General features: G+C 74.0%; 12 protein-coding genes. 4 read left to right on the forward strand and 8 right to left on the reverse strand.

The genetic code is table 11. The features are described from left to right. Positions 1-121: 121 nt before the first annotated feature. On the reverse strand, positions 122-862 hold the full coding sequence (locus tag ACWGL3_RS26615) for a metallophosphoesterase (RefSeq protein ID WP_452461921.1): 741 nt from the start codon (positions 860-862) through the stop codon (positions 122-124). A 119-nt stretch (positions 863-981) separates the two neighbouring features. Between ACWGL3_RS26615 and ACWGL3_RS26620 the strand changes: the two genes are divergently transcribed. Continuing rightward, positions 982-1,611 (forward strand): CGNR zinc finger domain-containing protein, encoded by a 630-nt coding sequence (locus tag ACWGL3_RS26620; protein ID WP_267950007.1) that lies wholly within the window; start codon positions 982-984, stop codon positions 1,609-1,611. Between the two features lie 321 nt (positions 1,612-1,932). On the opposite strand, the gene ACWGL3_RS26625 is transcribed toward ACWGL3_RS26620, so the two are convergent. After that, on the reverse strand, positions 1,933-2,565 hold the full coding sequence (locus ACWGL3_RS26625) for an FMN-dependent NADH-azoreductase (protein ID WP_344175857.1): 633 nt from the start codon (positions 2,563-2,565) through the stop codon (positions 1,933-1,935). 107 nt (positions 2,566-2,672) lie between these two features. On the opposite strand from ACWGL3_RS26625, the gene ACWGL3_RS26630 reads away from it, so the two are divergent. Further along, positions 2,673-3,287, forward strand: coding sequence for a TetR/AcrR family transcriptional regulator (locus ACWGL3_RS26630; RefSeq protein ID WP_267950009.1), 615 nt, complete (start codon positions 2,673-2,675; stop codon positions 3,285-3,287). A 106-nt stretch (positions 3,288-3,393) separates the two neighbouring features. Here the strand turns inward: ACWGL3_RS26630 and ACWGL3_RS26635 are convergent, their stop codons facing one another. From ACWGL3_RS26635 to ACWGL3_RS26660, 6 genes are all read right to left on the reverse strand, one after another. Continuing rightward, on the reverse strand, positions 3,394-3,837 hold the full coding sequence (locus ACWGL3_RS26635) for a hypothetical protein (RefSeq protein ID WP_452461922.1): 444 nt from the start codon (positions 3,835-3,837) through the stop codon (positions 3,394-3,396). A gap of 143 nt (positions 3,838-3,980) precedes the next feature. Next, on the reverse strand, positions 3,981-4,964 hold the full coding sequence (locus ACWGL3_RS26640; protein WP_452461923.1) for an RNA polymerase subunit sigma-70: 984 nt from the start codon (positions 4,962-4,964) through the stop codon (positions 3,981-3,983). A gap of 57 nt (positions 4,965-5,021) precedes the next feature. Further along, positions 5,022-5,924 carry a metal ABC transporter permease gene (locus ACWGL3_RS26645; protein WP_267950012.1) on the reverse strand — a complete coding sequence of 301 codons (903 nt, stop codon included), beginning with the start codon at positions 5,922-5,924 and terminating at the stop codon, positions 5,022-5,024. Then, entirely contained in the window at positions 5,912-6,685 is a 774-nt protein-coding gene (locus tag ACWGL3_RS26650) for a metal ABC transporter ATP-binding protein (RefSeq protein ID WP_267950013.1), read from the reverse strand. The genes ACWGL3_RS26645 and ACWGL3_RS26650 overlap by 13 nt, the downstream gene beginning before the upstream one ends. Before the next feature lie 5 nt (positions 6,686-6,690). Then, the gene (locus ACWGL3_RS26655) at positions 6,691-7,584 is read right to left on the reverse strand and encodes a metal ABC transporter substrate-binding protein (protein ID WP_452461924.1); all 894 of its coding nucleotides are present in this window, start codon (positions 7,582-7,584) and stop codon (positions 6,691-6,693) included. A gap of 172 nt (positions 7,585-7,756) precedes the next feature. Further along, a complete protein-coding gene (locus tag ACWGL3_RS26660; RefSeq protein ID WP_452461925.1) occupies positions 7,757-8,515 on the reverse strand; it encodes a VanZ family protein in 759 nt (252 codons plus the stop codon). 371 nt (positions 8,516-8,886) lie between these two features. Between ACWGL3_RS26660 and ACWGL3_RS26665 the strand changes: the two genes are divergently transcribed. Both ACWGL3_RS26665 and ACWGL3_RS26670 read left to right on the forward strand, forming a co-directional pair. Beyond that, positions 8,887-10,626, forward strand: coding sequence for a serine/threonine-protein kinase (locus ACWGL3_RS26665; protein WP_267950015.1), 1,740 nt, complete (start codon positions 8,887-8,889; stop codon positions 10,624-10,626). Between the two features lie 128 nt (positions 10,627-10,754). Next, positions 10,755-11,768, forward strand: coding sequence for an NAD(P)/FAD-dependent oxidoreductase (locus ACWGL3_RS26670; RefSeq protein ID WP_267950016.1), 1,014 nt, complete (start codon positions 10,755-10,757; stop codon positions 11,766-11,768). Positions 11,769-12,032: the final 264 nt, after the last annotated feature.

Below are 12,032 nucleotides of genomic sequence, written 5' to 3' on the forward strand. Positions count from 1 at the left end.
GGAGCCGGGCTCCGGCGGGCGTCCCCGGCCGCGCGCGCGTCCGCCGGGGCGAGGGGGCGGTTCCCGCGAGGGCCGCCCGGCCCTGCCCCGTCGGGGCCGGGCCCACCGTGCGGCCGTGCGTTCAGACCACCGCGCGGAAGTGGGTGGTCAGCCGGTGGTCCTCCAGGACGTGGAAGGCCACGCCGGGCGGCTGGTCGCGGTTGAAGGCGGGCTCGCCCTCCCACGGCATGCGCAGGGTCCACGTCACCCCGGGCGCCAGCAGCAGGGGCCGTCCGGCGAAGGTCGTCGCCCCGCCGGTGTGCGCGTGCCCGACCAGGATCCCGGCCACCCGAGGATGGGCGGCCAGGAGCCCGGCGAGGTCGTCGGCGTTGTCCAGGCGCATGGAGTCGGGCAGCGGGTGGTGGACGCGCACCGGCGGGTGGTGCAGGGCCAGCAGCGCGGGGGTGTCGCCGGGCAGCTCGTTCAGCGTGTCGTTGATCCAGACCAGGGTGGCCGCGTCGAGGTGGCCGCCGTCCTCGCCGGGGACCGTGGAGTCGCAGGCCAGCACGGCCGCGCCCGCCACGTGGTGCACCCGGTTGACGGGTTCGCCCGATGCGGGTTCCCCCAGCAGCACCTCGCGGTAGGCCGCACGGTCGTCGTGGTTGCCCGGGCAGCTCAGCACCGGGAAGGGCAGGTCCAGCAGGCCGGCCGCCTCCGCGTACTCCTCGCGTGCGCCGTGGTCGGCGATGTCCCCGCTGACCAGGAGGGCGTCGGGGGCCTGGGAGAGTCCGCGCAGGTAGTCCACGGTCCGGGTGGCGCGCTCGGTGGCGCGGTCGGTCCCGTCCAGGTGCAGGTCACTGATGTGGGCGAGCAGAACCGTCATGGTCGTCCTCTCGCGGGCACGTTCCCGCCCCGCACTTCTAACGGATAAGTTAGCCTTAAGCGTTAGAACGTTAGCTCGTGGGCAAGGCGACGGGCAAACGGGACGAGGACGGGGAATCCATGCAACGCCATCTGGCGCTCGAACTGGCCAGCACGATCCGCCACGACGGCTCGGGGGGCGTCGCGGACGACCTGGACACCGTTCCGGACACCGCGCGCTGGCTGGCGTCGGTGGCGGACCTCCTGCCCGGGGCGCAGGTCCTCGGCTCCGGCGCCGACGAGGACCTGCGGGACCAGGTCCTGGCGCTGCGCGGCGCCGTCAGGGCGCTGCTCGCCCGGGCCGTGCGCCCGGGGCCGCCCAGTCCCGCCGACGCCCACCGGCTCCTGCCCGCCGAGCAGGCCCTGGAGCGGCTCAACTCCGCGGCCGCCAGGGAGCCCGTCGTGCCGCGGCTGCGCTGGGACGAGGGCGACGTGCCCGTGGTCGAACTCCGGTCCGGCGGGGGAGCCTGCGACACACGGGTGGTGGCGGCGCTGGCCCGCTCCGCCATCGCCCTCCTGCACGGCCCCGACCGGGAGCGGCTGCGGGCCTGCACCGCGCCGCGCTGCGTGCGCTACTTCGTGCAGGCCCACGGCCGCCAGCAGTGGTGCGGGACCGCCTGCGGCAACCGGGCCAGGGCCGCCCGCCACTACGAGCGCCAGGTCCTGGCCCGCTCCGCGGCCCGGCCGCTCCGGAGCGTCGTGGAGTCCTAGGGCTCCACCGGGGCATCGGGCCCGGGGCCTTCGAGGGCGAACCCGCCCGCCCCCGGCCTCGGGCGAGCCCGACACGTCCTCGTCCGCATCGGGGGGTGGTCGCCATCGGGGCCGCAGTCGGCGGCGCAGCGGCCCGGGCCGCGACAGCGCGGGGCGCGGCCGGCCCCTCCCCGGCATGCGCGCGTCCGTGCGGGCCGCGTCGGGGCGGCGGTGTCGGGGGCGGCGGACCCCGCCGCTCCGCCCGAGCACCTGCCACCGAACCCGTGCGTCCGCCGAGCCGCTGTCCGCGTGACCCTGTCCGCGGACAGCGGCTCCACCGGTTCAGGCCCGGGCGAGCGCGCGCCCGGCGTCACGGGCTGCGTCCAGGGCCTCGGCGCGCTGCTGCGCGGCCATCTCCCTCAGCCCCTCCATCGCCGGCGTCGTGGCGGCGAGGGTGAGCTCGCACTTGACCAGGGTCAGCTCGGCCTGCCAGATGTCGCCCACGACGCGCTCCAGGTAGGGGGTGGAGTGGTCCCAGCCCTCCCGGGGCGTGCCCGGTCCGTAGCCGCCGCCGAGGGTGGTGACCAGCAGGGTCGGGGTGCCCTTGAGCAACGGGGTGGTGGCGCCCACGCCCGCGATCACCAGGTCCGACCAGGCCTTGAAGTGCTGGGAGACGCCGAAGTTGTAGAGCGGCACGGCCAGGATCACGGCGTCGGCGCCCTCCAGTTCGGCGCCCAGCGCCGCGGCCAGGTCGAGCGCCCCGCGCTGGGCCGGGGTGCGGTCGGGCTCGGCCGCGAAGCCGGCCGTGGTGGCCAGGGTCCAGGCGTCGGAGGGCAGCGGGTCGGTGCCCAGGTGGCGGCGGGTCACGGTGCCCCCGGGGTTGGCGGCGGTCCACTCGGCCTCGGCGCGGTCGGCGATCTCGGAGCTCACGGAGGTGCTCGGGAGGATGCTGGCGTCCAGTCGGAACAGGTTCATGGGGTCCGTTTCTGCAGAAGGGCGGCAGGGATCCGCGCGGTGCGGACCGTGGCCACAGCATAAGCGGACTTTACCCCGCTTAGCGAACGTGGTGTAGTTTCCTTCCTGTGAACGCCCCTCTCGTGCCCTTCGGAAAACCGCGTCCCGAACGCGCGGACGCGGCGCGCAACCGCCTGATCCTGCTGGAAGCGGCCCGGGCGATGCTCGCCGAGCACGGCGCGGAGAAGGTCACCATGGACGCCCTCGCCGAACGCGCCGGTGTGGGCAAGGGCACCGTCTTCCGCCGCTTCGGCAGCCGCGCCGGCATCTTCAACGCCCTCCTGGACGACAGCGAGGGGCGGTTCCAGGAACAGGTCCTCTCGGGGCCGCCGCCGCTGGGACCGGGCGCCGCGCCCAAGCAGCGCCTGATCGCCTACGGGCGCGCCCGCATCGCCTACCTGTTCGTCCACCACACCCTCGTCAGGGCCGCGCTGGACCGCAACCGGCCCGCACCGATGGGCGAGGTCAGCATGACCCTGCCCCATTTCCGGATGCTGCTCGGCCGGACGGACGTCCCCCGCCGCCACCTGGACGGCCTCGCCCTCCAGCTCACCAGCGCGCTGGAGGGCCCGCTCATGCTGTACCTGTCGAGGGAGGAGATCGCCCGGACCCCGGAGCCGGACGCCGAGGACCCCCTCGCCGACAGCTGGCAGGAACTCGTCGAACGCGTCCTCCCCGGCTGACCGCTCCGGGGCGCCGGCCGGCGCCCTCCCCCGCGTCCCCGGGCCGGGAGGGGGAGCTCCTCGGCGCAGCACTTCCGCCCCGTCCGGTCCCGGCCCGTCCCGCGGCTCAGCCGGCGCGGACCATCGTGGAGTCGTAGCCGCCGCCGCCCGGGTAGGTCCACGGGCCGGTCACGGTGGTCCCGTCGGCACTGAAGACGCCCGTGTAGCGGGCGGGCGACCCCTTCTCCCCCGCCCAGATGGTGAGGGTGTCCCCGGCCAGTTCGTAGACGTAGTCGAAGGTGTTGCCCAGGCTGTCGTAGAAGCGCGACCGGATGTCCTCGCCGGGCCGCTCGGCCCCGAAGACCCGCTCCCTCCCGATGACCTCCAGGCCGACGACCCTCTTGCCGTCCTGGACGAGGTCGACGTCCTGGAGGAGGAAGTACCGACCCTCCATCCAGCGGTAGACGACGGTGCCCTCGGCCCCGCCGGTCACCCTCCAGGCGCCCACGAGGCGGTCCAGCGCGGTCAGGGCGGCGTCGGGGCCGGCGGGGTCCTGCTCGTACGCGCTCATGTCGTGTCCTCTTCCGTGTCGGGCGCGCGGCGGCACGGTGCCGCCGCGTCTGCCCCACCCGTACGACCGGACCGGGAGGGAGAAGGAATCGGCGCCCGGGCGAATTTTCCGCACGCGGCCGGGCCGGAGCGCGTTCCCCCGGGTCAGAGGGTGGGCGGGAGCCCGAACGCGGGCAGGGTCTCGGGGCCGAACGTGGTGATCTCCGCGACGAGGCCGCCCTCGATCCGCAGCACGTCGAGGTTGACGGCGGCATGGACCGCCTCCCCCGGCATGCGCACGTAGTTGGCGGCGGCGGGGCTGCGGTTGGCGGACACGGGCACCGCGATCCACTCACCCCAGGCCCGGTTCCCGGAGAGTACCGGGCGCCACAGGTCCAGGATGGCCTCGCGGCCCTCGTAGACCAGCGACGCGGGGGGCATCGTCTGGCGCGCGTCCTCGCGCAGCAGGGCGGCGAGCCCGTCCGGGTCGGCGTCCCGGGAGGCCTCCACGTAGCGGCGCAGGACGGCGCGCTCCTCCTCGCTGGGGGCCGTGACCGGACCCCAGTCCGTCCTGTGCCGGGGAAGGACCGCGCGCAGGGTCGCCCGGGCGCGCTGCAGGGCGCTCTTGACCGCCGGGACCGACACCTCCAGGGTGCTCGCGGTCTCCTCGGCGGGCCGGCCGAGGACGTCGCGCAGGATGAGGACGGCCCGCTGGCGGGGCGGCAGGTGCTGGATGGCGGCGAGGAAGGCCAGTTCGACGGTCTCGCGGGCGACGGCCGCCGCCTCCGGCTCCCCCTCGGGCGGCGCGGCCCGGTCCAGGAGCTCGTCCGGGTACGGCTGGAGCCAGGGGACCTCGGAGAAGGGTGAGGCCCCCGTGCCCTCCGCCACGGGCCTGTCCCGGGTGCGGCGCCGGTCGAGGGCGTCCAGGCAGGTGTTGGTGGCGATCTTGTACAGCCACGCCCGGAACGTGGAGCGCCCCTCGAAGGTGGAGCGGCGGCTCCAGGCCTTGAGCAGTGTCTCCTGCACCATGTCCTCGGCCTCGGTGAAGGAGCCGAGCATCCGGTAGCAGTGCACGCGGAGTTCGTGCCGGTGGCGTTCGGCCAGTGCGGAGAAGGCGGCCTCGTCGTCCACCACGCTGTTCCCGGCCATGCGTCCCGACCACCCCTCGCCCGGCGCTTCCGGCCCGCCGCCGGCGCCCACCGAATCCTAGGGGGCGGCGGTGACGGAGGAGCGGCCGCGGGCCCGGCGGCGGCGGGCGGAGAGCCCGCGCCGGAGCACGCCCTGCCGGGGCGAGAGGAGGTAGGCCAGGGTGAACGCCGCCGCCTGGGCGAGGACGATCGACCCGCCGGTGGACACGTTGAGGTGGAAGCTGGTGAACACACCGGCCACCGCCGCCGCCACCGCGATCGACGCCGAGATGAGCAGCATGCGCTCGAACCGGTCGGTGAGCAGGTAGGCGGTGGCCCCGGGGATGATCACCATGGCCACCACCAGGATGATCCCGACCGCTTGCAGCGCCACGACGACGGTGACCGAGAGCAGGCCCAGCAGCAGGGTCTCCAGCAGGCGCGGGTTGATGCCCAGGGCGTGCGCGTGGACGGGGTCGAAGGCGTACAGGGTGAGGTCGCGGTGCTTGTACCAGACCACGGCCAGGACCACGGCGGCCAGGACCAGCACCTGCCAGATGTCGGTGTCGGAAACCCCGAGCACGTTGCCGAACAGGATGTGGCCGAGGTCGGTCTGGCTGGGCACCCGTGAGACGAGCACCAGGCCCAGGGCGAACATGGCGGTGAACACGACGCCGATGACGGCGTCCTCCTTGACCCGGGAGGTGCGGTTGACCACCCCGATCAGGGCGACGGACCCGGCGCCGAACACCAGGGCGCCCACTGCGAAGGGCAGGCCGAACATGAAGGACAGCACCACCCCGGGAAGGACGGCGTGGGAGACGGCGTCGCCCATCAGCGACCACCCCACGAGCGTCATCCAGCAGGACAGGACCGCGCAGACGACACCGGCGACCACGCTTACCAGCAGGGCGCGCCGGACGAACTCGAACTGCAGGGGGACCGTGAACCACTCGGTGAGGCCGGTGATCAGCGCGTCCATACGGGGCCCTCCTCGTCGGAGTGGATGCCGAAGGCCTCCATGAGGACCTCCGGGCGCAGGACCTCGGCCGGTGCGCCGTGGGCGATGACGCGGCGCTGGAGCAGGACCGCCTCGTCGCACAGCACGGGCACCTGGGCGAGGTCGTGGGTGGAGACCAGCAGGGTGTGCCCCTCCCCGCGCAGCGCGCGGAGCAGTTCGACGATGGTGGCCTCCGAGCGCTTGTCGACCCCCGCGAAGGGCTCGTCGAGGAGCAGCACGGCGGCGCCCTGGGCGATGGCGCGGGCGACGAAGGCGCGTTTGCGCTGGCCGCCGGAGAGGGCCCCGATCTGGCGGTCGGCGAGGTCGGACAGGTGGGTGCGTTCCAGGGCGTGCTCGACCGCCTCGCGGTCGGCGGCCCGGGCCCGGCGGCGGCGCCCCATGTGCCCGTAGCGGCCCATCATCACCACGTCGCGTACGCGCACCGGGAAGGCCCAGTCGACCTGTTCGGACTGGGGCACGTAGCCCACCGCTCCGGCCCTGCGCGCGTCGGCGCTGGTACGGCCGAGGACGCGTACGCGGCCGTGGTCGGCGGGGACCAGCCCGAGGACCGTCTTGAACAGGGTGGACTTGCCCGAGCCGTTGGTGCCGAGCAGTCCGCAGACACGGCCCGGGGCGACCTCCAGGGAGACGTCGTCCAGGGCGAGGACGTCGCCGTAGCGCACGGTGGCGCCGGAGACCTCGATGGCGGGGACCGCCGGGGAGGACGTGGTGGAGGCGGACACGGCGCTCACCCCCTCAGCCCGGCGACGATCGTCTCGGCGTCGTGCCGGAGCAGGTCGAGGTAGGTGGGGACGGGGCCGTCGGCCTCCGACAGGGAGTCCACGTAGAGGGTGCCGCCCATCTCGGCGCCGGTCTCGCGGGCCACGGACCGCTGGGTGCCGTCGTTGACGGTGCTCTCGCAGAACACGGTGGGCACGCCGTTGTCGCGGACGAAGCCGGTCACGGAGGCGATCTGCTGGGGGGTGCCCTCGGTCTCGGCGTTGACCGGCCACAGGTAGCGCTCGCTCAGCCCCGCGTCGCGGGCGAGGTAGGAGAAGGCGCCCTCGCAGGTCACCAGGGCGCGGGCGTCCTCCGGGACCTCGGCGAGCTCGGTTTCCAGGTAGTCGCCGACCTCGGAGATCTCCGCCTTGTAGGACTCCGCGGCCTCGGCGTAGGCGGCCTCGCCGTCGGGGTCCAGCTCGGTGAGGGCGTCACGGATGTTGTCCACGTAGACCAGGGCGTTGTCGGGTGACATCCAGGCGTGGGGGTTGGGTTCGCCCTCGTACTCCCCCGAGGAGATGGGGATGGTCTCGATGCCCTCGCTGAGCAGGGCGGTGGGCGCCTCCACGCGCTCGGTGAACTGCTGGAACCAGGCCTCCAGACCGAGGCCGTTCTCCATGATCAGGTCGGCGTCCTGGCCCCGGACGAGGTCGTCGGGGGTGGGCTCGTAGCCGTGGATCTCGGCCCCGGGGCGGGTGAGGGAGGCGACCTCGACCCGGTCGCCCGCGACGTTGCCGACCATGTCGGCCAGGACCGTGAACGTGGTCAGGACCAGGGGCCGTGTGTCGTCCCGCGTCTGGCCGGCCTCGGCGGAGCAGGCGGTGAGGGGCAGGGCGAGGGCCAGCCCGGCGGCGGGGATCACCCTCGACCAGGATGTTGAAGGGGACCAACCTCTAGAGTTCGGCACACCTAACTTTTTATCACAACACTGCCGAACTGAGCCACGGTCCCGGGGGCCGGCGCTCGGCGCCGACCCCCGGGCGGGTGCCGGGATCCGGGGCTCTGTCGGCGGGGCCCCGGGGAGCCCGGTCCGGTCACACGACCGGACTTCCCGATTTCCTGGGAAGTCGCGCGAGGAGCACCGCAGATACCGCGGCCATTCCGGCGCCGACGAGGAATCCTGCGGAATTGGCGAGGACGTCCCCGGTGTCGGCGACCCGGTCCGCCCCCAAGGCCCACTGAAGCGTTTCGACGGACACGGAAAGGGCCGGCCCGAACAACAGGCGGGCCCACCACGGGGAGAAGGCGAAGAAGGCCAGGATTCCCAGGGGGACGAAAAGGAGCGCGTTCATGGCCTTTTCCTCGAGGATCAGGGTCGCGGACTGCACGGGCTCGCCCGCCGCCTCAATTCCCTCGGAGAGTTCCGTGAGGACGAGGTTCTCCTGGGCGTGCGTGACCGCATTTCCCTCGCCGTCGACCACGGAGAGACCGCGATCGGGGTCGCCGTGGACGTAGAAGTCGGCCGGTTTCTCCCCCCGCAGCTCCTCTTTCTCCTGGTCGGCGAGCTGCTCGGGGCTGTAGTGGGCGAGGGCGCCGTCGGAGAGGTACTGGCCGAAGCTCTCCCCCTCGGCTTCGTTCATCGCGATCTCGTTCACGAAGCCGAGGGGGTTCCAGTGGACGTATCGGCCGGGGTCGGCCGGGGAGCCGCCGGAGAACGGCATCACCAGGACCAGCACGTAGACGGACGCCGTCGCCGCCAGTAACTTTCGCGTGTGCCGGGGGAACGCGCCCTGCGAACGGGCCGCGGCGGCCGCGAGCACGAGGGAGAGCGCGAAGAGCAGCAGAATCGCCACGGACAACGTCAGCGGCGTGACATAGAACAGAACTCTCCACATTCGGACGGCACTCCTGTGATTTTTCGGCGAAGCCGGGCAGAACGTTCAGGAGATTACACGCCGGCGGGGCCCCTGTTTCGCAGGAGAAGTGGTTCGCGGGCGGGAATGCGCATTCTCGGTGACCCCGCGGGCGCCTGAACTGGAACTCTTCGCACCGACATTTTTTCGGAAGGCCGGAGGCGGGGGCGCGGAGCCTCCCGGCTCGGTTCGGCGGTACGGGTCCGTCTCACTAGACTGGTCGCCCGGCACGCGCGGAAGCCCCTGTCCCGCGCCCCTCGCGCGCCCCGATGTCCACGAGGTCGCCAGACCCCGTACCACGAGGGAGACCGATGGGGTCCGACGCCGATCCGCACCGCACGCTGCGCGAGCGCTACCGACTGCTGGCCGAGATCGGCCGGGGCGGCATGGGACGGGTCTGGCGCGCGCACGACATACGGCTCAACCGCGCCGTGGCCGTCAAGGAGATCTTTCTGGCTCCGGGGCAGGACGAGACCGAACGCGGGCGCACGGCGGCCCGGGCCAGGCGCGAGGCGCAGGCCGCGGCGATGGGCGGCCACCCCAACATCGTCACCGTGCACGACATCGTCGAGGACGACGGGCGACCGTGGATCGTCATGGAGTTCCTCACCGGGCGCTCCCTGCACGCCCTGGTCCGCGACGACGGCCCCCGCGACCACCGGGAGGCCGCGGCATGGGGCCTGGACCTGCTCAGCGCCCTGACCACGGCGCACGGGCAGGGCATCACCCACCGCGACGTCAAGCCCGAGAACGTGATGGTGACCGACTCCGGGCGGGTGGTGCTCACCGACTTCGGGATCGCCACCATCGCCGACACCGCCTCGGTCACCCAGACGGCCGGGGTGCTCGGCTCCCCCGCCTACCTGGCCCCCGAGCGCCTGGGCACGGGCCCGGCCAGCCCCGCGAGCGACCTGTGGTCGCTCGGCGCGACCCTGTACCACACGGCCACCGGGATCTCGCCCTTCCGGCGGGAGGGCATCCCCGCGACGCTGCACGCCGTCACCTCCGTGGAGCCCCCGGACGTCCTGGGGCGGGGGCCGCTGGGCCAGGCCGTGCGAGGGCTCCTCGTGAAGGACCCGGCCAGGCGGATCGACGCCGACCGGTGCCGGGAACTGCTGTCCGCCGAGGCGGTCGGCGCCGTCGTCGGCACGGGTTTCACGGCCTCCCCCGCCCTCACCTCCTCCTCGGCGGGCCCCACGCCCTCGGGGCCGCTGCCCGCGCCGGCGCCGCTCCCGACCGGGTTCGGGACCGCCCCGCAGGCTCCCCCGGCCGCGTTCGCGCCGCCCCCGGCGCAGCCGACGCGTCCGGTCGCTCCGCCGCACGGGCCCCCTCCCGGCCCGACGGTCCCGATGGCCAAGGCGCCGCGGAGCGGAGGGCGGCTGTCCTGGCCGTTCGTGGTGCTCACCCTGGGGCTGTCCGCGCTGGTCGCGGCGGCCTCCCTCCTTGTGGCGCTCGACCCGTGGGGCGGGGAGCCCGACCCCACCGCGGCCGCCTCCGGCGAGGAGCAGGGCTCTGAGGCGGACGGCGGCGCGGCGGACGCCACCGGCGAGCCCTCCGAGCAGGAGGGGGACGGCGAACCGGAGGCGGGCGGAGGGGAGTCCGTCACCGGGAACGGGACGACCTGGACCGAGGAGGACCAGGGCTTCGGGATCGGGGTGCCCGACGGGTGGATCCGCAGGACCGCGGGGACCAGCGTCTTCTACGACTCCCCCCACGACGGCAGCTACCTCCAGGTCGACATGGCCGAGCACCCCACCGACGACGAGTACCAGCACGTCGTCGGGCTGGAGCGGGGCGTCCAGGAGTCGGGGCGCATGCCCGGCTACGAGCGGGTGCGGCTGGAGGACGCCACCGCCGGCAGCGGGTTCCACTCGGTCGCCGAGTGGGAGTTCACCTGGAACGGCGACGGCCAGGAGCGGCGCCTGCTGTCCCGCAACATCGCGGTGGCGCCCGGCGTGCACTACACGGTCGCCTGGGTGACCCCCGCGGCCTCGTGGAACGACCAGGCCGACCTGCGCGCCGAGTCACTGGACTCCTTCGAGCCCTCCTGACCCCTGCCCGGCCGGCGGTCCTCCGCCCGTGCGCCGGACCGGCAGCACCCTTCCCCGGACCGGGACTCCGCCCGCGCATTTTTTGCCACAACGGCAACAGAACTTGTGGTTCTGGCCGGTGTGCGCGCATGGTGGTCGTGGAGGTGGTCATGGTGGCCGAACAGTTGGGAAACAGCTATGACGTGGTCGTCGTCGGAGGCGGCGCGGCCGGTCTGAGCGGCGCCCTGATGCTGGCGCGGGCGCGCCGGTCGGTGGTGGTGGTCGACGCGGGAGAGCCGCGCAACGCCCCGGCCGACGCGGTGCACGGGCTGCTGGCCCTGGACGGGACGGCGCCCGCCGATCTGCTGGAGCGGGGACGGGCGGACGTGCGCCGCTACGGCGGCCACGTGGTGCCCGGCCGGGTCGACGCGGTCGCCCGCGAGGGCGACGGGTTCGCGGTGGCGCTCGCCGACGGACGGACGGTGCGGGCGCGCCGGCTGCTCGTGACCACGGGTCTGGTGGACGAGCTCCCCGGGATCCCCGGTCTGCGGGAGCGCTGGGGCATCGACGTGGTCCACTGCCCGTACTGCCACGGCTGGGAGATCCGCGACCGTGCCATCGGCGTGCTGGCGGTCGGGCCGATGTCGGTGCACCAGGCGCTGCTGTTCCGCCAGTGGAGCGCGGACGTCACGTACTTCTCCCACACCGCGCAGCCGCTGACCGATGAGCAGTCGGAGCAGTTCGCCGCCCGCGGGATCTGTGTGGTCGACGGAGAGGTGGCCGCCCTGGAGGTCGAGGAGGACCGCCTCACGGGGGTGCGGCTGGCCGACGGCACGGTCTTTGGCCGCGAGGCCGTGGCGGTCTCCTCCCGGATGGTGGCGCGCGCCGGCTTCCTCGCGGACCTGGGGCTGCGGACCGAGGAGCACCCGATGGGGGTCGGCACGTACGTCCCCGCCGAGCCCACGGGGCGCACGAGCGTGTCCGGGGTGTGGGTGGCGGGCAACGTGACCGATCCGGCCGCGCAGGTCGGATCCTCGGCCGCGGCGGGCGCGGGTGCGGGGGCCCAGATCAACATGGACCTCGTGACCGAGGAGACCCGCCTCGCGGTCGAGGCCCGGGACCCCTTCCCGGCCGGGGCCGAGGCCGGTGCGGGACCGAGGTGACGGGCGGGCTCGGCCACGGGGCGTGAGCGGCCGGGGAGCAGCGGTGTCCGCGCCCCGGGACCGGACGGGCTCGGATCCGACCTCAGGGGCCGGTTCGACACGGCCGATACCGCATTTCGGCCGGGGTGCTTTCTCCTGACCGGTCCCGGTGCGCCCCCTCCCCGGGGGCGACATTCCGCACGGGAGGTTGGGAACTCGTGCCGCTCGGAAACGATCAGCACGCAGCGCCGACCACCGCGGGGAGGGCGCCCGACGAGGGCGCCC

This window comes from Nocardiopsis sp. NPDC055824, from assembly GCF_053616335.1.

Excerpts from the sequence above, each read along its gene's own strand:
- ACWGL3_RS26615 (WP_452461921.1), bottom strand. The coding sequence starts at position 862 with ATGACGGTTCTGCTCGCCCACATCAGTGACCTGCACCTGGACGGGACC.
- ACWGL3_RS26620 (WP_267950007.1), top strand. The coding sequence starts at position 982 with ATGCAACGCCATCTGGCGCTCGAACTGGCCAGCACGATCCGCCACGAC.
- ACWGL3_RS26625 (WP_344175857.1), bottom strand. The coding sequence starts at position 2,565 with ATGAACCTGTTCCGACTGGACGCCAGCATCCTCCCGAGCACCTCCGTG.
- ACWGL3_RS26635 (WP_452461922.1), bottom strand. The coding sequence starts at position 3,837 with ATGAGCGCGTACGAGCAGGACCCCGCCGGCCCCGACGCCGCCCTGACC.
- ACWGL3_RS26640 (WP_452461923.1), bottom strand. The coding sequence starts at position 4,964 with ATGGCCGGGAACAGCGTGGTGGACGACGAGGCCGCCTTCTCCGCACTG.
- ACWGL3_RS26645 (WP_267950012.1), bottom strand. The coding sequence starts at position 5,924 with ATGGACGCGCTGATCACCGGCCTCACCGAGTGGTTCACGGTCCCCCTG.
- ACWGL3_RS26665 (WP_267950015.1), top strand. The coding sequence starts at position 8,887 with ATGGGGTCCGACGCCGATCCGCACCGCACGCTGCGCGAGCGCTACCGA.
- ACWGL3_RS26670 (WP_267950016.1), top strand. The coding sequence starts at position 10,755 with ATGGTGGTCGTGGAGGTGGTCATGGTGGCCGAACAGTTGGGAAACAGC.